Origin of the sequence: Streptomyces sp. RB17 (genome assembly GCF_009604455.1) — a bacterium.
Lineage (GTDB): Bacteria > Actinomycetota > Actinomycetes > Streptomycetales > Streptomycetaceae > Streptomyces.
This window is the reverse complement of record NZ_WEGL01000002.1, coordinates 1081315-1101294: the sequence shown is the minus strand read 5'-3', so window position 1 is coordinate 1101294 and position 19980 is coordinate 1081315. Positions and strand designations below refer to the sequence as shown.

The 19980-nt window shown below is 72.8% G+C and carries 17 protein-coding genes; 9 read left to right on the top strand and 8 right to left on the bottom strand.

Annotation, left to right across the window (positions count from 1 at the left end; translation table 11 throughout):
- Positions 1-123: 123 nt before the first annotated feature.
- Positions 124-1062: a Dyp-type peroxidase gene (locus tag SRB17_RS11960; protein ID WP_323375321.1), complete on the bottom strand. Its 939-nt coding sequence runs from the start codon at positions 1060-1062 to the stop codon at positions 124-126.
- 143 nt (positions 1063-1205) lie between these two features.
- Here SRB17_RS11960 and SRB17_RS11955 point away from each other — a divergent pair, with 143 nt between their 5' ends.
- The gene (locus tag SRB17_RS11955) at positions 1206-2132 is read left to right on the top strand and encodes a LysR family transcriptional regulator (RefSeq protein WP_323375320.1); all 927 of its coding nucleotides are present in this window, start codon (positions 1206-1208) and stop codon (positions 2130-2132) included.
- 472 nt (positions 2133-2604) lie between these two features.
- On the opposite strand, the gene fdhD is transcribed toward SRB17_RS11955, so the two are convergent.
- Both fdhD and SRB17_RS11945 read right to left on the bottom strand, forming a co-directional pair.
- Positions 2605-3441 carry a formate dehydrogenase accessory sulfurtransferase FdhD gene (fdhD, locus tag SRB17_RS11950; protein WP_153537483.1) on the bottom strand — a complete coding sequence of 279 codons (837 nt, stop codon included), beginning with the start codon at positions 3439-3441 and terminating at the stop codon, positions 2605-2607.
- A gap of 44 nt (positions 3442-3485) precedes the next feature.
- Complete coding sequence (locus tag SRB17_RS11945; protein ID WP_153537480.1) at positions 3486-5777, bottom strand: FdhF/YdeP family oxidoreductase; 2292 nt, start codon at positions 5775-5777, stop codon at positions 3486-3488.
- Positions 5778-5957: 180 nt separating this feature from the next.
- On the opposite strand from SRB17_RS11945, the gene SRB17_RS11940 reads away from it, so the two are divergent.
- Both SRB17_RS11940 and SRB17_RS11935 read left to right on the top strand, forming a co-directional pair.
- Entirely contained in the window at positions 5958-7220 is a 1263-nt protein-coding gene (locus SRB17_RS11940; protein WP_153537478.1) for a molybdopterin molybdotransferase MoeA, read from the top strand.
- Between the two features lie 64 nt (positions 7221-7284).
- A complete protein-coding gene (locus SRB17_RS11935) occupies positions 7285-7656 on the top strand; it encodes a thioesterase family protein (protein WP_153537476.1) in 372 nt (123 codons plus the stop codon).
- A gap of 12 nt (positions 7657-7668) precedes the next feature.
- Here SRB17_RS11935 and SRB17_RS11930 read toward each other — a convergent pair whose 3' ends face one another.
- A complete protein-coding gene (locus SRB17_RS11930) occupies positions 7669-8046 on the bottom strand; it encodes an NUDIX domain-containing protein (protein WP_153537474.1) in 378 nt (125 codons plus the stop codon).
- Positions 8047-8324: 278 nt separating this feature from the next.
- Between SRB17_RS11930 and SRB17_RS11925 the strand changes: the two genes are divergently transcribed.
- The 3 genes from SRB17_RS11925 (at position 8325) to SRB17_RS11915 (ending at position 10730) form a co-directional block, all read left to right on the top strand.
- Positions 8325-8897, top strand: a complete 573-nt coding sequence (locus SRB17_RS11925; RefSeq protein WP_153537473.1) for a class I SAM-dependent methyltransferase — start codon at positions 8325-8327, stop codon at positions 8895-8897.
- Between the two features lie 19 nt (positions 8898-8916).
- A complete protein-coding gene (locus SRB17_RS11920; protein WP_323375318.1) occupies positions 8917-10092 on the top strand; it encodes a bifunctional class I SAM-dependent methyltransferase/NUDIX hydrolase in 1176 nt (391 codons plus the stop codon).
- A gap of 86 nt (positions 10093-10178) precedes the next feature.
- Positions 10179-10730, top strand: a complete 552-nt coding sequence (locus SRB17_RS11915; protein WP_153537469.1) for a DUF664 domain-containing protein — start codon at positions 10179-10181, stop codon at positions 10728-10730.
- Positions 10731-10786: 56 nt separating this feature from the next.
- Here the strand turns inward: SRB17_RS11915 and SRB17_RS11910 are convergent, their stop codons facing one another.
- Together SRB17_RS11910 and SRB17_RS11905 are read right to left on the bottom strand one after the other, a co-directional pair.
- Positions 10787-11668, bottom strand: coding sequence for a diacylglycerol kinase family protein (locus SRB17_RS11910; protein ID WP_153537467.1), 882 nt, complete (start codon positions 11666-11668; stop codon positions 10787-10789).
- Between the two features lie 53 nt (positions 11669-11721).
- Positions 11722-13314, bottom strand: coding sequence for an FAD-binding oxidoreductase (locus SRB17_RS11905; protein WP_153537464.1), 1593 nt, complete (start codon positions 13312-13314; stop codon positions 11722-11724).
- A gap of 120 nt (positions 13315-13434) precedes the next feature.
- Here SRB17_RS11905 and SRB17_RS11900 point away from each other — a divergent pair, with 120 nt between their 5' ends.
- Together SRB17_RS11900 and SRB17_RS11895 are read left to right on the top strand one after the other, a co-directional pair.
- Positions 13435-14034 carry a TetR/AcrR family transcriptional regulator gene (locus SRB17_RS11900; protein ID WP_153537462.1) on the top strand — a complete coding sequence of 200 codons (600 nt, stop codon included), beginning with the start codon at positions 13435-13437 and terminating at the stop codon, positions 14032-14034.
- Positions 14031-15611 carry a glycerol-3-phosphate dehydrogenase/oxidase gene (locus SRB17_RS11895; protein WP_153537460.1) on the top strand — a complete coding sequence of 527 codons (1581 nt, stop codon included), beginning with the start codon at positions 14031-14033 and terminating at the stop codon, positions 15609-15611. The genes SRB17_RS11900 and SRB17_RS11895 overlap by 4 nt, the downstream gene beginning before the upstream one ends.
- A 132-nt stretch (positions 15612-15743) precedes the next feature.
- Here SRB17_RS11895 and SRB17_RS11890 read toward each other — a convergent pair whose 3' ends face one another.
- Positions 15744-17195, bottom strand: a complete 1452-nt coding sequence (locus SRB17_RS11890; RefSeq protein ID WP_153537458.1) for a WGR domain-containing protein — start codon at positions 17193-17195, stop codon at positions 15744-15746.
- A gap of 114 nt (positions 17196-17309) precedes the next feature.
- On the opposite strand from SRB17_RS11890, the gene SRB17_RS11885 reads away from it, so the two are divergent.
- Complete coding sequence (locus SRB17_RS11885) at positions 17310-17906, top strand: SMI1/KNR4 family protein (protein ID WP_153537456.1); 597 nt, start codon at positions 17310-17312, stop codon at positions 17904-17906.
- A gap of 359 nt (positions 17907-18265) precedes the next feature.
- On the opposite strand, the gene SRB17_RS11880 is transcribed toward SRB17_RS11885, so the two are convergent.
- Positions 18266-19870, bottom strand: a complete 1605-nt coding sequence (locus SRB17_RS11880; protein WP_194293972.1) for an ABC-F family ATP-binding cassette domain-containing protein — start codon at positions 19868-19870, stop codon at positions 18266-18268.
- Positions 19871-19980 lie beyond the last annotated feature (110 nt).

Here is a 19980-nt window from a genome sequence, read left to right as displayed (position 1 = left end):
CAGCTCCTGGGCGCGCGGGAGGTCGATCACCGCGGGGTGGTTGTTCCGGGGTCCGTATTCACTGAACCCCGCCGTCCGCGGCGCCGCAAACGGAGGACACGTGACTGCTCCCGTAACGCTGAGTCACGAGCCGGGCGGGGCGGCGGGCAGGTCGTCGAGAAAGGTGACGGTGGGCACATGGAAGAGGCAGCCCGTGACCGGCACCGAGAAATCGAGAATCCGGTCGTGGTGACCCGGATGCCGGCCGAGGAACATGTTTCTCAGCATCTCCTCCGTCACGTCCGGGGTACGGGCATATCCGATGAAGTAGGTGCCGAAATCCCCTTGGCCGATGGTGCCGAAGGGCATGTTCTCCCGCACGATCTTGCGTTCGTCGCCGTTCTCGTCGGTGATGGTGGTGAGTGCGACATGGGAATCGGCGGGCTTCACATCGTCGGGGAGTTCGATGTTGGCCAGTTTGGTGCGCCCGATGACCAGGTTCTGTTCCTCGACCGACAGGGCGTTCCAGGCGGTCATGTCGTGCAGGTATTTCTGCACGATCACATAGCTGCCGCCCGCGAATTCCGCGTCCTCCTCGCCGATGAACACGGCGTCGGCCGCGACGTTTCCCTCAGGGTTCTCGCTGCCGTCCACGAAACCGAGCAGGTCGCGTTCGTCGAAGAATTTGAAGCCGTGCACCTCGTCGACCACGGTGGCCTCTTCCCCGAGTCGCTCGCACAGCAGCCGGGCCAGTTCGAAGCAGAGGTCCATACGGTGGGAGCGGACATGGAAAAGGAGATCGCCCGGTGTGCCGAGAGCTCGATGGCGTGGGCCGACCAGATCCGTGAAGGGGTGCAGCCGCCGTGGGCGCGGGCCGCTGAACAGCCGGTCCCATGCGTGCGATCCGATGCCGACGACACAGCTGAGTTCCTCGGCCGGCTCGCGGAAGGCCACCGAGCGGCGCAGCGCCGAGACGTCCTCGAGGAGGCCTCGGGCCGTGTCCTCCCCGCCCGGCGCGATGGTGACGACGAGGAACACCGCCGCTCTGGCCGGCGGGACGATGACGGGCTGCGGTTCGATCACGGGAGTCCGCCTCCTGATGAGGTCCCGGAGACATGAGGTCCTTGGATGCCGAGTCGTTCCAGCATGGCGCGGCCGTGCCCACTCGGCAGGTCGGACGCGGGCCGGGATTGGCTTTACGGGGAGCGGTCGGGTAGACCCGTGCCGTGCTCTTTCGTCAGCTGGAATACCTCGTCGCGCTCTCCCGGGAGCGGCATTTCGCCCGTGCCGCCCAGGCCTGCTACGTCTCCCAGCCCGCTCTGTCGGAGGCGCTGCGCAAGCTGGAGGAGGAACTCGACGTGCCGCTGGTGCGGCGCGGCCGCAAGTACGAGGGCCTCACCCCGGAGGGCGAGCGCATCGTCGTATGGGCGCAGCGCATCCTCGCCGACCGCGACGCCCTCAAGGACGAGGTCGACGTCCTGCGCAGCGGATTGAGCGGCAGGATGCGGATCGGTACGGTGCCGACCGCGTCCGGCGCCGTCGCCCAGCTGACCGGCCCGTTCTGCGCGGCGCACCCGCTGGTCACGGTCGAGGTCATCGCGGACATGCAGTCGGTGGACATCCTGCGGCAGCTGCAGAACTTCGAGCTCGACGCCGGGGTGACGTATCTGCGTGAGGACGTGTCGGACGGCTTCCACACGGTTCCGCTGTACCGGGAGCGGTACGTCCTGCTGCTCACGGCGGCCGACGGCCTGGCCCGGCGTACGTCGGCCACCTGGGCGGAGGCGGCACGGCTGCCGCTGTGCATGCTGACCCCGGCGATGCAGGGCCGCCGGGTCCTGGACGAGTTCTTCGCGCAGGCCGGGACGCAGCCGTCGCCCCGGCTGGAGACCGACTCCGTGGCGGCGCTGTTCGCCCACGTCAGGACGGGCCAGTGGGCGGCCATCGTGCCGCACGCCTGGCTCCATGTGTTCGGTGTCCCGCACGGGATGCGGGCGGTGCCGCTGGTCGAGCCCGCCGCGGCCGTGCCCGTGGGCCTGGTGATCGCCGCCCGGGAGCCGGGTTCGATGATGGCGAGGGCGCTGACGGACATCGCCCGCACCACCGACGTGGCCTCCGCCCTGGAGCGGGTACCGGGGGATCCGGGGCGGTAGCCGACTGCGCCGGGCGCGGAGGCGTTCGCGGACGCGCGCTCAGCCGGTGTTCACTGCCGTCACCCTGGAACGGCCGACCGTGCCCGCCTCCCGGCTCCACGCAGCCGTCGGCCGTTCAGCCTGGCCCCACGGTTGCCAGGGACGGCGATTCAGCTCCGGGGTCGCCAGGGGCGGCGACTCAGCCCCCACAAGCCCCGGGCGGCAGCGACTCAGCCCCACGCCAGGGGGCGGCGGCTCGGCACCAAAGACGCCAGGGGGCAGCGGCTCGGCACCACAAACGCCAGACGCCAAGGGGCGACGGCTCGGCCTGCGGTCGCCAATGGTTAGGACCGGCTCCGCGGTCGCCGAAGGCGGGGCCCGGATCCGGCGACGCCTGTCACCCCGCGTCAGCCCCCGCACCAGCCCAAGTCAGCGCCCCATCAACCCCACGTCAGCCCGCATCAGCTGCACGTCAGACCCGCACCAGCCCCCGTCACCCCACCGGCTGCCGCTGCAGCCGCTGCGCGCCGGCGTACACGTTCATCGACGTACCGCGCAGAAAGCCGACCAGGGTCAGCCCGCTCTCGGCCGCCAGGTCCACGGCCAGCGAGGAAGGGGCCGAGACGGCCGCCAGCAGGGGGATCCCGGCGAGTACGGCCTTCTGCACCAGCTCGAAGGAGGCACGGCCGCTGACCATCAGCAGGGTGCCGCGCAACGGCAGCAGGTCCGAGCGCAGGGCGTGTCCGACGACCTTGTCCACGGCGTTGTGCCGGCCCACGTCCTCGCGCAGGCACAGCAGCTCGCCGTCGGCCGTGAACAGTCCGGCCGCGTGCAGCCCCCCGGTGCTGTCGAACACCTTCTGCGCCGCGCGGAGCTTTCCGGGCAGGGAGGCCAGCAGTTCGGGGCCCACGCTCAGCGGGTCCTCGGCCACGGACCACCTCGTGGCCATGCGCACCGCGTCCAGGCCGGCCTTGCCGCACAGGCCGCAGGAGGAGGTGGTGTAGAAGTTCCGCTCCAGCGACGCGTCGGGCGGGGCCACGCCCGGGGCGAGGGCGACGTCCACGACGTTGTAGGTGTTGCCGCCGTCCGCCGTGGCGCCGGCGCAGTAGCGGATCCCGGTGACGTCGCCGGCGGCGTGGACGACGCCCTCACCGGCGAGGAAGCCGGCCGCGAGATCGAAGTCGTCGCCCGGGGTGCGCATGGTCACCGTGAGGGGGCGCCCGCCGACCCGTATCTCCATGGGTTCCTCCGCGGCCAGGGTGTCCGGCCGGGCGGAGGCTACTCCGTCGCGGATCCGGAGCACCCGCCGCCGTACCGTCACTCGTCCCATGGTTCTGCTCCTCTCTCCCCCCGTGACCCAGGTGCTCCGGTTGGTCAGCCGGCCGAGCGCGCGGGCTCCAGGCGGACCAGCACGCCTTTGGATGTGGGGGTGTTGCTGATGTCGGCGACGCTGTCCAGCGGTACCAGGACGTTGGTCTCGGGGTAGTAGGAGGCGGCGGAGCCGTGGCTGGTGGGGTAGGCGACGACGCGGAAGTCCTCGGCCCGGCGTTCCAGCCCGTCGTGCCAGACGGCGACGAGGTCCACCCGGTCGCGGTCGGCGAGCCCGAGGGCGGCCAGGTCGTCGGGGTTGACGAGCACGACCCGGCGGGCGTTCTGGATGCCGCGGTAGCGGTCGTTCATCGCGTACGGCACGGTGTTCCACTGGTCGTGGGAGCGCAGTGTCTGCAGGAGCAGATGGCCCTCGGGGATGTGCGGCATCGTGAACTCGTTGACGGTGAAGACCGCCTTGCCGCTCGGGGTGCGGAACACGCGCCGGTTGACCGGGTTGGGCAGCCGGAAGCCGCCGGGCCTGGCGACCCGCGCGCTGAAGTCCTCGAAACCCGGTACGACACGGGAGATGCGGTCGCGGACGGTCGCGTAGTCCGCCTCGAACTCCTCCCAGGGGATGGCGGGTTCGGCGCCGAGGGTGCGGCGGGCCAGCCGGCTGATGATCGCGACCTCGCTGAGCAGGTGGGGGGAGGCCGGCTCCAGGCGACCGCGGGAGGCGTGCACCTCGCTCATGGAGTCCTCGACGGTGATGAACTGCTCGCCGGACGCCTGGATGTCGCGGTCGCTGCGGCCGAGGGTGGGCAGGATGAGGGCGGTGTCACCACAGACCGTGTGGGATCGGTTGAGCTTGGTGGAGATGTGCGCGGTGAGCCGGCAGCGGCGCATCGCTTCCTCGGTGACATGGCTGTCGGGGGTGGCCCGGACGAAGTTGCCGGCGACGCCGAGGAAGAGCTTGGCGGTGCCGTCGCGCATGGCCCGGATGCCGTCGACCGAGTCCAGCCCGTGCTGCGCGGGCGGGGTGAAGCCGAACTCGCGGCCCAGGGCGTCGAGGAAGGTCTGCGGCATGCGCTCCCAGATGCCCATCGTGCGGTCGCCCTGGACGTTGCTGTGCCCGCGCACCGGGCACACACCGGCGCCCGGCCTGCCGATGTTGCCGCGCAACAGCAGGAAGTTGACGACCTCGCGGATGGTGGGGACGCCGTGCTTGTGCTGGGTGAGGCCCATGGCCCAGCACACGATGATCTTCCTGCTCTCCAGCACCCTGTCGTGGACGTGCTCGATCTCCTGGCGGGTGAGCCCGGTCGCGGTGAGGATGTCCTCCCAGGCGATCTTCCGGGCGTGCTCGGCGAAGTCGGCGAAGCCGGTGGTGTGGGCGCCGATGAAGCCGTGGTCGAGTACGGTCCCCGGGCGCTCGTCCTCGGCCTCCAGCAGCATCCGGTTGAGCGCCTGGAAGAGGGCGAGGTCGCCGCCGGGCCGGATCTGCAGGAACTGGTCGGCGATCGCGGTGCCCCGGCCGATCACTCCGCGTGCCTTCTGCGGATGCTTGAAGCGGATGAGTCCGGCCTCCGGCAGCGGGTTCACCGCGATGACCTTGCCGCCGTTGCGCTTGGTCTCCTCCAGCGCGGTCAGCATCCGGGGATGGTTGGTGCCCGGGTTCTGTCCGACGACGAAGACGAGGTCCGCGGTGTGGATGTCGTCCAGGCAGACGCTGCCCTTGCCGATGCCCAGGGTCTCCATCAGCGCGGAACCGCTGGACTCGTGGCACATGTTGGAGCAGTCCGGCAGGTTGTTCGTGCCGTAGGCGCGGGCGAAGAGCTGCAGCAGGAAGGCGGCCTCGTTGTTCAGCCGGCCGGAGGTGTAGAAGAGGGCCTCGTCCGGGGAGTCCAGCCGGCGGAGTTCTCCGGCGAGCACCTCGAGCGCCTCGTCCCAGCCGATCGGTTCGTAGTGCTCGGCACCGGGCCGCTTGATCATGGGCTCGGTCAGCCGGCCCTGCTGGTTGAGCCAGTAGTCGGACCTGGCGCCCAGTTCGGCGATCGAGTGCTCGCGGAAGAACTCGGCGGTGACCCGGCGCGAGGTGGCCTCGTCGCTGATGTGCTTGGCGCCGTTCTCGCAGTATTCGTTGCGGTGCCGCTTGCCCGGACCGGGCTCGGGCCAGGCGCAGCCCGGGCAGTCGAAGCCCTTGACCTGGTTGATGTTCAGCAGGGTCAGCGCGGTGCGTCGTAGGGTCGTCTGCCCCAGCGAGTACTCCAGTGCGTGTGTCACCGCCGGAACACCGGTCGCCCAGCGCTTGGGCGCGGTGACCGAAAGATCGTCGCCGGGGTCCTCGATACCGCTCATTGTCCGGTCCGCCTCTTTGTCCGATGGGCACTGCGGGGCAGCATCCGCCTCTGTTCGCAGGCACGTCAAAGAGGTGTTTTCGATGGCGTGATAGGCGCGGGTTATCGGATAGGCGCCGCCTATCGGCAGACAAGCGGGACCTCTTTGACTTCCTCGGACGGCTCACCAACGATGACCCGCATGACGGCATCCCGGACGCATCCGGCCGACGGCGCGGCACCGCACGGACCGCGGACCGAGCCGGACTCGCTGCGGGCCGCGCGGTCCTGGGAGCGGGCCCGCTCGATCGCCCGGTCCTGCCCCGGGCGGCCGCTGCCCGCGGTCCCCCGCGCCCTGACCGACGCGCTGGGCCACGCGCTGGCCGAGCCGCTCGTCGCGCTCACCGACCTGCCGCCGTTCCCGACCGCCGCGATGAACGGCTGGGCCGTGGCCGGACCGGGCCCGTGGCGACTCGGCGACACCGGCGTCCTGGCCGGCCGGGAGCCCGGGGCGCTGGCGCCCGACTCGGCCGTTCCCCTCGCCACCGGCGCCCCGGTGCCGCCCGGCGCGACCGCCGTACTGCGCCGCAAACACGGCGTGGCGGAGCCCGAGCGGGGCCTGCTGTACGACCGCTCCCCCGCGCCCGTGCCCGAAGGCCGCGACATCCGGCCGCGCGGCCAGGAATGCCGCTCCGGTGAGCCGCTCCTGCCCTCCGGCACCACCGTGACCGAGCGGGTGCTGGGGCTGGCGGCCGCCGCCGGGTACGACCGGCTGACGGTGCACCGCAGGCCGAGCGTGGAACTGCTGGTCCTCGGCGACGAGTTGCTCGAACAGGGCGTGCCGCGCGGCGGTCGGGTCCGTGACGCGCTGGGGCCGCTGCTGCCGCCGTGGCTGCAGGCCTGCAGCGCCGAGCTGATCGGCCATCATCGCCTCGCCGACGACCTCGCCGCGCTCCGGGAGGCCGTGCGCCGCTCGCCCGCCGACGTCGTGCTCACGACGGGGAGCACCGCCGCCGGACCGGTGGACTTCCTGCACGACGTGCTCCGGTCGGTGGGCGCCCGGCTGCTCGTGGACTCCGTGGCCGTGCGGCCCGGTCACCCGATGCTGCTCGCGGAGCTGCCGGCCACGGCCGACGGCCGGGCGCGCCGGCTGGTCGGGCTGCCCGGCAATCCGCTCGCCGCGGTGGCCGGCATGGTCACGCTGGCCGAGCCGCTGCTCCGCCGGCTCGGCGGGCACCGCGGCACCGAGTCCGTCCGGCTGGTGGCCGGCTCCACCCTGCCGGGGCATCCGCGTGACACCCGGCTGCTGCCGGTGTTCACCTCGGGGCAGGAGGTGACGCCGCTTCCGTTCGACGGTCCGGCGATGCTGCGCGGCCTGGCACTGGCGGACGGCCTGGCGGTGGTGCCGGCGGGGGGCGTGCCGACCGGCGCCGGAGTGGACGTGGTGGAGCTGCCCGGCCGGTGAACCGTGGTCCGGGCGCAGGAGGCGTCGTACGGCGGGCCGGAACGGGCGGCGCTAGCGTGGTGGGATGCAGCACGAGGTGACCGATGCCGACACCGCGGTGACGGTGGGCAGCGGTGATGTGCCCGTGCTCGCCACCCCGCGGCTGATCGCGTGGCTGGAGGCGGCCACCGTACGGGCCGCCGCCTCCTTCACCGGGTCCGGCCAGACCACCGTCGGCACCGCGGTACGGGTCCGGCATCTGCGGGCCACCCCGGTTGGTGGCCGGGTGGAGGTGAGCGCGGAAGCCTCCGCCTCCGTCGCGGGCGGGCGGCTCACCTTCGCGGTGCAGGCCGTTGACGGCTCGGGCCGGCTGGTGGCGACGGGCGAGATCGACCGGGCGGTCGTCGACCGACAGCAGTTCCTGGCGCGCACGGCGGACCCGGCGGCGGGCCGCTGACGGGCAGGACCGTCACGCGGGCGTGTGTCCCCGAAGGTACTCGCGTACGGCTCCCGGGAGGACGGCGTCGGCGGTCTCGGAGATCGGCGCCCAGCGAACCTGCCCCGGCCCGAGAGCGGCACCGTCCGACGGGGTCTCGCTCAGCAGCTGGCACACCACCGCCGACGCCGCGTCCGCCGGTGTCCCGTCGTGCGGGGTCAGGGGCTCCGTTCCGTCGACGAGGTAACCGGTGAGTTCGTAGACGACGCGCGCCGCGGTGGCCTCCGCCGGCTCGGCCGGTTGGGGGGTACCGGACGGCAGCGCCCAGCCGTGGCCGTCCTCGACGAGCAGCAGCCGTCCGTCGTACAGGACGACCGACTGCACCACGCCTTCGGCGGGCTCCAGTGTCATGACCGACCAACCCCTCCCCCGGCGCGCCCGGCCGGGTTCTCCTCCCCCTACCCAGGGCCGACAGCTCATGCACCACACCATGTCACTTCTCGATCAAGGATCCGGCCGAGTCACGGCACCCTCGGGGCGCTTGAACGGCGGCACCCCGCGGGTAGACAACTCCCGCCGGGAGTGGGGTGGGGGGCGGATGCGCGGGGTCGAGGGGCGTCCGGGTAAGCCGAGTTCTGGCAGGTCCGCTCCGTCCTGCTTCCGGTGCCGCCCGCTCGCGAAGGAGCCGAATGACGACTGTCACCGCCACCACCGGCCACTGGGAGTCCCTCTGGGCCGGCGGACGCCGGTACCGGCACGTCAGCAGCGCGGAAGCCACGCTTCTGGCGGATCACGTCGGGCCCGGCCGCGGGCGTCCCGCCCTGGACATCGGCACCGGCGACGGTGCCCTCGCCCGCCACCTGCACCGGCTCGGATACCGCACCACCGGCATCGACGTCGCCCCCAGCGCCCTCACCGCCGCACGGAACGCCCAGCACGACGACGGCCCGGCCTGGCGTCTGATGGACTTCACCGCCGACGACCTGAGCACCCTGCCGGACCCCGCGTACGCGGTCGTCACCTGCCGTCTCGTCTACCGGTGGACGGACGACAAGCCGGCCTTCCTCGACCGAGTCCGGCAGATCCTGGTACCCGGCGGGACCTTCTGGATCGTCACCGAAGTCGCCGGCCGCCGTCCCGACAGTGATCCCCGTAACCACCTCGGGATCACCACCGCCGAGGCCGAAACGCTCACCGCGCGATGGTCCGTCGTCGAAACCGTCGACCTCGACGTACTTCGCTGCTATGCACTCCGTCCCTGAACTCGGCATTGGAGCAACTGTGTCGGACATCGAGCGGCGGACACGCCTCGCCTGGGACGCCTACGGATCACACCACCTGCGGCGAGGTACGCCCCTGCCGGATGTGGACCGGATCGCCTGGGGCCCCGCGGCGAACGGGCCGGGCGACGACATCCTCGGGGACCTCAGGGGCCTGCGCGTCCTGGACCTCGGCTGCGGGCCGGCCAGGCACGCCGCACATCTTGCTCGCACCTACGGCGCGCAGGTCGACGGTGTCGACGCCTCCCCCAGTCAGATCGAGCGGGCCCGCACCCGCTATCCCGACGTACCGGGACTGCGGCTGGTCCACGCCGACGCCGTCGAGCACCTGGGCACGGCAGCACCCTACGACGTGATCTATTCCCTCAGCACCTTCCACTTCCTCGACCCCCACCGGCTCCTGCCCGCCCTGACGACCGCCCTGAAACCCGGGGGCCGGCTGTGCTTCACCGTGCTGCACACCAACTCCCACGGCGACGGCCCCACCTCGACCGTCACCCCGCGCCCGGAGATTCTGCGCCTGCCCGACGGCGACGACCTCACCGTGCACATGTGGGTGCTCACACCCGAGTTGTGGGAAGACCTGCTCGAGCGACACGGACTCCGGGTGCAGAGCGTTTCCGTCCTGGACGCGCCGGAGCAGCACAATCACGCCTCCTACCGGCTGCTCCAGGTCCACCGACCCGCCCGGATCACCGCCCGTCCCCGTACACCGAACCCGCCTGTCCCCCGCGCGGCCGTCGGTGTCGGCGCCGTGCTGCTCGGACCGCGGGGCCTGCTCCTGGGCCGGCACCGGCTGGGTACGCGTGAGTTGCCCGGCGGGACCGTGGAGCCGGGCGAGTCACCGCAGGAGGCAGTCGTGCGCGAACTCGCCGAGGAAACCGGCCTGCATGCCGAGCCGGCCGACGTCCGCCTCCTGGGCATGCTCCTCGACCAGGTCGGCGACGTCGTCCGCATCACCATCGGCGCGCTCGTGACCCGCTGGCGCGGGGAGCCTGCCGACCAGCCCGACGAGAGCGTCGGCGACTGGCGCTGGTGGCCTCTGGACGCCCTGCCGCCGGACCTGTTCGAGTGCAGCGCCCAGATCCTCACCACCTGGCGTCCCGACCTGCCGATCGACCACCCGCCGGCCCGCTTCACCCCCGTCGCCGAGCCGCATGCGCCCGCAGCTGGATGACCTCCCCCATGCCCCGGGTGAGCCGCTCACGTCGCGGAATCCCAGAGCGGGTTACGGGCACGGTCCCCGGCGACGAGGATGGAGCCATGAAGATTCCCGACCGACGCATCGAACTGTTCACCGGAACCGCCGGCGAGCAGCGGTTCAGCGGCCCAGCGACCGGTGACGAGCGGAACATGCTGGTGGCCGTGCTGGATGCCCAGCGGGCCACTCTGAAGCTCAAGTGCTCCGGGTTGGGACCGGAGTTGGCCCTGCGGTCCGTGTCCCCGTCCTCGCTGTCCCTGCTCGGCCTCGTCCGGCACCTGGCCGACGTGGAACGCCGCTGGTTCCGTGCCGTGCTCGCCGGGCACGACGTCGAGCTGCGCTTCTCCTCCGCGGAGGTCCCCGAGGGCGACTTCGACGGCGCCGGCCCCGACCCTGACATCGTCGCGGCATCCTGGGCGGCCTGGCGCGCGGAAGTGGCCTTCGCGGAAGCGTTCGTCGCCGAGGCTCCGCATCTCGACGTCGAGGGCCACGACGCCTGGCGGGGCACAGTCTCCCTGCGCTGGGTGCTCATCCACATGATCGAGGAGTACGCGCGTCACAACGGACACGCCGACCTGATCCGCGAACGGATCGACGGCGCGGTCGGGGTCTGACATCGGGTGGCTGCGCCGGCCCCCGGAGGTACGGGGTCCACGAACGGTGAGCGAGGTCAGTACAGCACCGGCAGGTCTCCTGGCCGTACCCGCACCGTGACCGGCAGGGTCGCGTCGACCTCGCCGTCCGCGCCGTAGGGGACGGGCCGGTTCGCCTCGATGCGCAGTTCCCTGCCACGCAGCACGCGCACCTCGGGGCGGTGCACATGGGCCCCCGTCTTCAGCTCGTTCATGAGGGTGAAGAAGAGCCAGCGCGGTGCCTCGCGGATCATCACGACGTCCAGCAGGCCGTCGTCGACGCGCGCGTCGGGGGCGATGAGCCGGCCGGAACCGTAGTAGGGGGAGTTGGCGGCCACGACGGTGTAGCCGCGGTGGGTGTGTTCCTCGCCGTCGACGGTGACGCGGTAGTCGGCCGCGCGCCAGGTGGTGACGGCGCGCAGGCCGCCCGCGTAGTAGGAGGCGGCGCCGCGCAGCAGCCGGGCGTGGTTGGCGTGCAGGTTGGCCACCGCGTCCACGCCGGCGTAGACGCTGCCCAGGACGACGGTGCGCGGGTGGACGGCCGACTCCACCTCGATGGTGTCGACCGGCCGGGGCTCGGCGTGCAGCAGGATGCCGGCGAGTGCGGCGGGGTCGGCGGGCAGTTCCAGGGCGCGGGCGAAGTCGTTGCCGCGTCCCGCGGGCACCAGACCGAGGACGGTTCCGGTGCCGCTGAGTGCGCCGCCGATGCCGCCGGCGATGCCGTCGCCGCCGACCGCCAGGACGATCCGGCCGCGCTCGCCGGCACGGCGGGCGATGTCCTGGGCGTGGGTGAGGCTGTGGCTGTACTCCGTCTCCAGCTCGGCTCCGGCCTCGCGCAGCAGCCGGGCCAGGTGCAGGAGGGTCGCCGCTCCGGTGGAGCCGCCCGCGGTGGGGTTGACGACGGCGGTGAACTGTCGCATCGGGTGTGCCTCCGAGGCAGGCGGATCGGGTGGGTCGGTCGGCGGATCGGGGGTCAGTCGGTGGGGAGCAGGACGCCGGGGTTGAGCAGGCCCTCGGGGTCCAGGCGGTGCTTGACGGCGCGCAGGGCCGCGATGCCGAGCGGTCCGGCCTCGCGGACGTACCAGTCACGGTGGTCGGTGCCGACTCCATGGTGGTGGGAGATGGTGCCGCCGGCCGCGAGTACGGCCTCGTTGGCCGCATGCTTGGCGGTTGCCCAGTGGGCCACCGGGTCCTCGCCCTGGGCGCTGACGACCGTGAAGTACAGCGAGGCGCCGTTCTCGTACACGTGGGAGACGTGACACATGACCAGGGGCGGGGTGCCGGCCGCGGTGAGGGTGTCGGTGAGCGCGGTGCGCACGGCCGTGTAGAGGTCGGGGACGCGGGACCAGAAGGCGGCCGTCTCCAGGGTTTCGGCGAAGGCGCCGACGTCGAGGAGCGCGTCGCGCAGGTACGGCGCCGAGTAGCGGCCATGGGCCCAGCGTTCGCCGGGTTCCGCGCCGATGAGGGTGCCGCCGCAGGCGGTGAGGACGGCCGCAGCCTGTTCCCGGCGCTGTGCGGTGTCCTCGGCCGTGCCCTCGTAGCCGGTGATGGCCAGGCAGCCGGCCGCGCTCTGTGCCAGGTCGCCGCCGATCGCGTCGGGCTGGGCCAGGCCGATGAGGGTCTCGGTCTCGTCGGACAGGCGCAGTACGGTCGGCCGGGGTCCGTCCTGGGCGAGCCTGCGCAGCGCGGCGACGCCCTCCTCGAAGGAGGCGAACCGCCAGCCCTCGTAGACGCGCACCTGCGGCAGCGGGCGGATCCGTACGGTGACGGAGGTGATGACGCCGAAGGCGCCCTCCGAGCCGAGGATCAGCTGGCGCAGGTCGGGGCCGGCGGCGGAGCGGGGGGCGCGGCCGGTCTCGATGGTGCCCTCGGGGGTGGCGAGGGTCAGGCCGAGGACCATCTCGTCGAAGCGGCCGTATCCGGCGGACGCCTGTCCGCTGGAGCGGGCGGCGGCGAAGCCGCCGATGGTGGCCCACTCGAAGGACTGCGGGAAGTGGCCGAGGGTGAAGCCGTGTCCGGCGAGCAGCGCCTCGGCCTCGGGGGCGCGCAGTCCGGGCTGGAGCACGGCGGTGCGCGAGACGGGGTCCAGGTCGAGCAGGCCGTTCATGCGGCGCAGGTCCAGGGCGATGAACGCGGTGCGCTCGGGGGCGAGTCCTCCGACGACCGAGGTGCCGCCGCCGAAGGGGACGACGGCGAGGCCGTGCGCGGCACAGGCGCGCAGGACGGCCAGGACCTCGTCGTGGGAGGCGGGCAGGACCACGGCCTGCGGGACGTCGGTGAAGTCCCCGGTGCGGATGCGCAGCAGGTCGGGGGTGGACTTGCCGCGGGTGTGGCGGACGCGGCTCTCGCTGTCGGTGCGGACGTGGTCCTCGCCGCCGACGGCCTCGGCGAGCGCCTTGAGCGCGGCGGGGGCGGCTGTGGTGGTGGGCAGCTCGATGTCCTCGAGGGAGAGGGCGGGGGTGGTGCGGGGCTTGACGCCGAGCAGGTCGCGCAGCAGTCCGGTCACCGAGTCGGGCAGCGGTGCCGCCTTGGCCGGGTCGCCCCAGCCGTTCCACAGCATGTCCATTGAACGGTCGTCCTCACAGGTCGGTGTGCTCGGTGTGCTCGGTTCACGCGACGGCCGGCGGGCCGTGCCCGGGGCGACGGTGTCTGCTCCCCCCATCCCCGGGACGTTACACTGTGACACATGACGCCTATTCGTCACAACGGTTCGGACAACGATCATGTGCTCGACGCGGTGCGCGACTGTGTACTGGCCGTCGGGGTCCGCCGCACCACCCTCGCCGACGTGGCCCGCCGTGCCGGTGTCTCGCGGATGACGCTGTACCGTCGCTGGCCGGATCTGCGGACCCTCGTCGGCGATCTGATGACCCGTGAGTGGATCGGCGTGGCCACCCGGGCGATCCCCGAGCCCGGCTCCGGCACGGACACCCGCACCCGGATGGTGGACGGACTGGTGGCGGGCGTCGAGGCCTTCCGGGCGCACCCGCTCTTCCGCAAGATCGTCGACGTCGATCCGGAACTGCTGCTCCCCTATGTGCTCGACCGGCGCGGGGCGAGCCAGGAGGCGCTGCTGGCACTGCTGGCCGACGGGCTGCGCGACGGCCACGCGGACGGCTCCGTGCGCCCCGGGCACGTCGAACGCCAGGCCCGCGCCCTGCTGTTGACCGTGCAGTCCTTCACCCTGTCCCTGCGCACGATGACCGACGAGGACGATCCGGAGCTCGACTCCGCCGCCTTCCTCGGCGAGCTTCGCACCCTCCTGGAGAGGACCCTCACGCCATGAGCCACACCAGGGCCGACGCCGGCTCGTCCCTCAGCGCACACCGCCGCAAGCGCGAACTGGCCGAGGCCACCGACGGCAGGATCGCCGACGTCCTGGTCGTGGGGCTCGGCGCCACCGGGGCCGGAGCCGCGCTGGACGCGGCGGCCCGCGGCCTTGACGTCGTCGCGGTGGACGCCCACGACCTGGCCTTCGGCACCTCCCGCTGGAGCTCGAAGCTCGTCCACGGCGGGCTGCGCTACCTGGCCTCCGCCCAGTTCGACGTCGCGCACGAGAGCGCGGTCGAACGCGGGGTGCTGATGACACGCACGGCCCCGCACCTGGTGGGCGCTCAGCCGTTCGTCCTGCCGCTGACCCCGCTGGTGTCCCGGGGCCAGGCCTCGCTGGCGTGGGCCGGGTTCCGGGCCGGTGACATGCTGCGGCTGGCCGCGCGGACGCCGCGCCAGGTGCTGCCCGCCCCGCGCCGGCTGACGGCCACGGAGGCCCGGCATCTGGCGCCGTCGGTGCGCTCGGCCGGGCTGCGCGGCGGACTGCTGTCCTGGGACGGGAAGGTGACCGACGACGCCCGGCTGGTGACCGCCCTGGCCAGGACGGCCGCCGCGCGGGGGGCCCGGGTACTGACCCGGGTCAGGGTGCTGGAGCTGACCGGCACCGGCGCCCGGATCCGCGACGAACTCACCGGCGAGGAGGGCGAGATCAGGGCCCGCGCGGTCATCAACGCGGCCGGAGTGTGGGCGGGCGACCTCGTCGAGGGCATCCGGATCCGGCCCTCCCGCGGCACCCATCTGGTCCTGCGCTCGGAGCGGCTCGGCACCCTGCCGGCCGGTCTGCACATCCCCATCCCCGGCGAGACCAACCGCTTCGTCCTGGTCCTGCCCCAGGGCGACGGCCGGGTGTACGTCGGTCTCACCGACGAGCCGGTGGAGGGCGGGATCCCGGACGTCCCTGAGGTGCCGGAGACCGACATCGGCTTCCTGCTGGACGTGCTCGGCTCGGTCCTGGACGTCCCGGTGGCCCGGGAGGAGGTCGTGGGCGCCTTCGCCGGCCTGCGCCCCCTGCTGGACACCTCCGGGCACAGCGGCGGTGGCGAACCCGCCCGCACCTCCGACATCTCCCGTCGGCACGCGGTGCTGACGTCCCCCGACGGCGTCACGACGATCGTCGGCGGCAAGCTCACCACCTACCGGCGGATGGCACAGGACGCCGTGGACGCCGCGACCGCCGCCCGGGGGCTTCCCACCGTGCCCTCCCCCACCGCCGCACTGCCCCTGGTCGGCGCCGCCGCACCCGGCCGACTGCGCGCCCTGTCCGCACCCCGGCACCTGGTCCGCCGCTACGGCACCGAGGCCGAGGCCGTCCATGCCCTCACGGCCGAGGACCCCACCCTGGCCGAGCGGGTCCTGCCCGGCCACCCGGTCACCCGCGCGGAACTGCTGTGGGCGGTCCGGCACGAGGGCGCCCTGGACGAGTCGGATCTCCTGGACCGCCGCACCCGCATCGGCCTGGTGCCGGAGGACCGCGCCGAAGTGCTCCCGGTGGCGCGGGAGGTGCTGGCGGAGGCGGCGAGCGTACGACCCTGAGGGCTCACGCCCGGCTGTGCCGGAGAGCACCGCTACATACCCGACGCCCGTGCGCCGCACAGAAGTTGCGGACGGGACGACGTCTGTCGCGGTCCTGCATGCAGGCGGCCGCCCGCAGACAGTGAGGGGGCGTCACAGCAGGCGCCGGATGTCGCCGCGGACGCGGTAGAAGCCGCCGGCCGCCGGGTGCAGGGCGTCCACGACGTAGCGGACGCCCGGCTCGCGTATCGCCCGCGGGAACTGGACGTTCCAGGAGGTGTCGTAGCCCTCGGACACCACATGCACGCGGAGCCGGCCGCCGTCCTGCACGCACTCGACCACGACGGCTCCCACGGGTGCCCGCGTGACGGTGGCCACCGCAGCCACGGCGGTGGCGGGCTGGTAGGCCGGCAGGGCGGCGGCGAGCTTGACGTCCCGCGCCACCGGCACCGTGCCCTGCTGGGCCGCGGCGATGGCGGCCTCGCTCGCGTCGACGCACACCAGCGAGCCGTCGGTGGTCACCAGGTACAGCCGCTCGTCGCGATACTGCATCGACAGCGCCGAGCCGCCGCCCGTGCCGAGCTTCCACAGGCGCGTGCCGTTCTGGTCGAAGCAGTAGACCGACGACGCGGCGTCCCCAGCGAAGACGAACCGCCCGCCCGGGGAGGTGGCGCACGAGTAGACCGCACCGTCGCAGGCGTACGTCGCCTCGATGGTGCCGGTTCCCTTCGCCAGCCGCTGGACCACGCGGTGCCCGGTGCCCGCGTACACGGCGTCGTCCTCCTGCCAGCCGAACAGCACGCTGCCCCTGGTGGCCGTGTGCCACAACTCGCCGCCGCCGTCGGGCGCGTAGGCGGTGACGCCCCGGTGGTGGCCGTGGTAGACGGCACGGTCGTCGGCGCGCACCATCCAGGCGTGTTCGCCCTGGCTGCGGCGGGCCCACTGGTGTTCGTCCTCGTGGTCGATGACAGTGAGCCGGCCCTCGCGGTCCGACACGTTCAGGATGCCTTCGTGGATGTCGAGCCAGAAGATGTCGACGTCGGCGGCGATGTCGTACGCGGCGAAGGGCAGCTTGGAGGAGAGGTCGTAGACCTTGCCGTCGTCGCAGCCCGCGTAGATCCAGAAGTCGTCGGCGACCAGGCACTTCACCCCGTCCGGCAGGCCGAACCGGGCGAGGACGGCGCCGTCGTGGCCGAGGGTGTAGACGTCACCCGCCTGATTGCCGACCCAGCAGTGTTCGTCGTCGACGTGGATGCCGAAGGCAGCCGAGCCGGTGCGGAACCGCCACAGCACGGGCGCCACCGCCCGCGCGGTGGACGGGGCCGAGCTGACCTGACGCCGGGTCACCGGGCGTGGGGCACGCTGCCCCTGGACCGCCGGGGCGTATCCCTTGCGGACCTTCTCCCCCACCTTCTTCGCGGCCGCCGCCCTGGCCTTCTCGGCGGTCGGGAAGGTCGTCGTCTGGACCTGCCCGGCGGCGCCGATCCTGCCGTACCGCACCGTCACCACGGTTCCGTCGACGGTCACCTCGTAGAACTTGTGGGCGCCGCCGCCCTCCTGCGACAGCTCCAGATACGTCGTCGACACCGCGGACGCCGTGGTCATGGCAGACCCCTCCCCAGGACGGACCCGCGGCCGTTCCGGCAGGTCCTCACTGATCGAAATGTAAGGGCGACCACTGACAATGGGGGTGCCGCGCCCAGGGGTTACCGTTCCGCGGTGACGGATGACGACGTCGTGGAGGCGGTGCGGCGGCACGTGACGGGACGGGTCCTGCCGCCGGCGACGCCGCAGGCTCTCGCCGAGGCGGAGGCGAGCATCGGTTGCCCGCTGCCCCCGCTGCTGCGGCGCCTGTACAGCGAGGTGACCAACGGAGGTTTCGGCCCCGGCCAGGGAATCCTCGGCGTACGCGGAGGTCGCCCCCAGGGCAACTTCTACGACATCACCGACCTGCACCAGGAGGGCCCGGACCCGTCCGGCAAGATCCCAGCCGGTTTCGTACTGCTCCATGACTGGGGCTGCACCATCTGGTCGATCGCCGACTTCCGCGACCCCGCCGCCCCCATGTGGTGCAACCACATGGGGGCGGTCTGGCCCCAGGGCATCACCCTCGCGCAATGGCTTCTCGACACGGTCACCGGAACTCTGACGGTGGAAAAACTCCTGGAGACGCAGCCCTCGCCGGTGACGCGTGCTTCCGTGTCCGCCCAGGTCTCCGGCGCGATCGGATCGCGTCCGTGGCCGCCACCGCGACGAGTCGCACCTGCACCGCTCCGAGCCGCCCGTCCGCGAGGCGGGCGATCTCCTCGGCCGTGATGGCGTGCGACCCCTGTGTGGCGAACAGGTCCGCCTTGCCGTCGCCGGCCATGCCGCCGGGGATGGTGAGGACCTGGTAGCCGCGCCAGTCGCCGCCCCTCTTCTTGTACGGGGCCTCGCTTGCACGGGGACTTTGGCGTGGGCAGTCGGCTCGCCCGGCTCTCGTACATGCGCGCCTCGACCGTGGGCACCACGGCGAGGACGTCGTCGAGGCGGTCCCCGTCCAGGTCACCGAAGCCGGTGAACCGGGTGCCGGGGGCCATCTCGGTCCCGCTCAGCACGAGCGCGAAAGCGCCCTTGATGACAAGCGAGTTCACGATCGGGTCCCCCCCGACACTGCAGCACCGGCAGGTCGGCCGTCAGGCGAGGGTGACCAGGGCGCGGTAGTCCTCGCTCCACAGGTCCTCGTCCGCGTCCGGCAGCAGCAGGGCGCGGTCCGGGCGGAGGGCGTCGAGGGCGTCCTCGTCGTGGGTGACCATGACGATCGCGCCGGGATACGAGCCGACCGCGGCCAGGACCTCGTCGCGGGAGACCGGGTCGAGGTGGTTGGTCGGCTCGTCCAGCAGCAGGACGTTCGCCCCGGAGTGGACCAGGCCGGCCAGCGCCAGCCGGGTCCGCTCGCCTCCGGAGAGAACTCCGGCGGGCTTGTCGGCGTCGTCCCCGCCGAACAGGAACGCGCCCAGCACCCGCCGCGCCTCACCGGTGTCCAGGTGCGGTGCGGCCGCCCTCAGGTTCTGCAGGACCGTGCGGCCGGTGTCGAGCGTGTCGTGCTCCTGGGCGAAGTAGCCGAGGCGCAGCCCGGGTCCGTGCACCACCCGTCCGGTGTCCGGCCGCTCGGCACCGGCGAGGATCCGCAGCAGGGTGGTCTTGCCGGCGCCGTTGAATCCGAGGACGACCATGCGGCTGCCCCGGTCCACCGCCAGGTCCACTCCGTCGAGGACCCGGTGTCCGCCGTAGGACTTGGCCAGGCTGATCGCGCCGAGCGGCGTCCGCCCGCACGGGGCGGGCTCCGGCAGCCGGATCCGCGCGGTCTTCTCGGTGCGCCGGGCGGGTTCCAGCGCGGCCAGCATGCGGTCGGCGCGGCGGGCCATGCTCCGGGCCGTGGTGGCCGTGGCGGAGCGGGCCTTCATACGGTCCGCCTGGGCGTGCAGGGCGGCTGCCTTGCGTTCGGTGCCGGCCCGCTCCCGCACGCGGCGCCGCTCCTCCGTCTCGCGTCGGGTCGTGTACGTGGTCCAGCCGGTGTTGTGGACGTCGATCGCGGCCCGGCCGGCGTCCAGGTGGAAGACGCGGTTGACGACCTCGGCGAGCAGCGTCGTGTCGTGGCTGACGAGCACCAGTCCGCCCTGGTGGCCCTGGAGGAAGCCGCGCAGCCAGGTGAGCGAGTCGGCGTCGAGGTGGTTGGTGGGCTCGTCCAGGAGCAGGGTGGCGTCGGCTCCGGCGAACAGGATGCGGGCGAGTTCCACGCGCCGCTTCTGCCCGCCGGACAGGGTGCCGACCGGCTCGCCCAGGACCCGTTCGGGCAGGCCGAGTCCGGCCGCCAGCCGGGCGGCCTCGGCTTCGGCCGCGTAGCCGCCGCCGGCCTGGAAGGCGGCCTCGGCGCGGGCGTAGGCGTTCATGGCCCGCTCCAGCGCTGCCGGGTGGGCGGCGTCGGCCATCGCCGTCCCGGCCCTGCGCAGGTCGCGCAGCGCGGTGTCGAGGCCCCGGGCGGACAGGATCCGGTCGGTGACGGTCATGTCGGGGTCGGCGGCGCGGGAGTCCTGGGCGAGGAAGCCGACCGGCCTGGCGTGCGTGATCGTGCCGGCGGCGGGCCGGGTACGTCCGGCGAGCGCGGTCAGCAGGGTGGTTTTCCCGGCGCCGTTGCGGCCGACGAGGCCGATGCGGTCCCCGGGGGAGACGGTGCAGCTGAGACCGGACAGGAGCAGGCGCGCGCCGGCACGCAGCTCGACATCGCGAGCGGTGATCATGGTGTAACGCTCCGAACTGGCGAGAGGACACACTTCTGGCGTGGAAGCGGGTCCTCGGCTAGGAGATTCGGGGCGTAGACATGCGCTCACGGTAGCCGACGGGTTCCGAG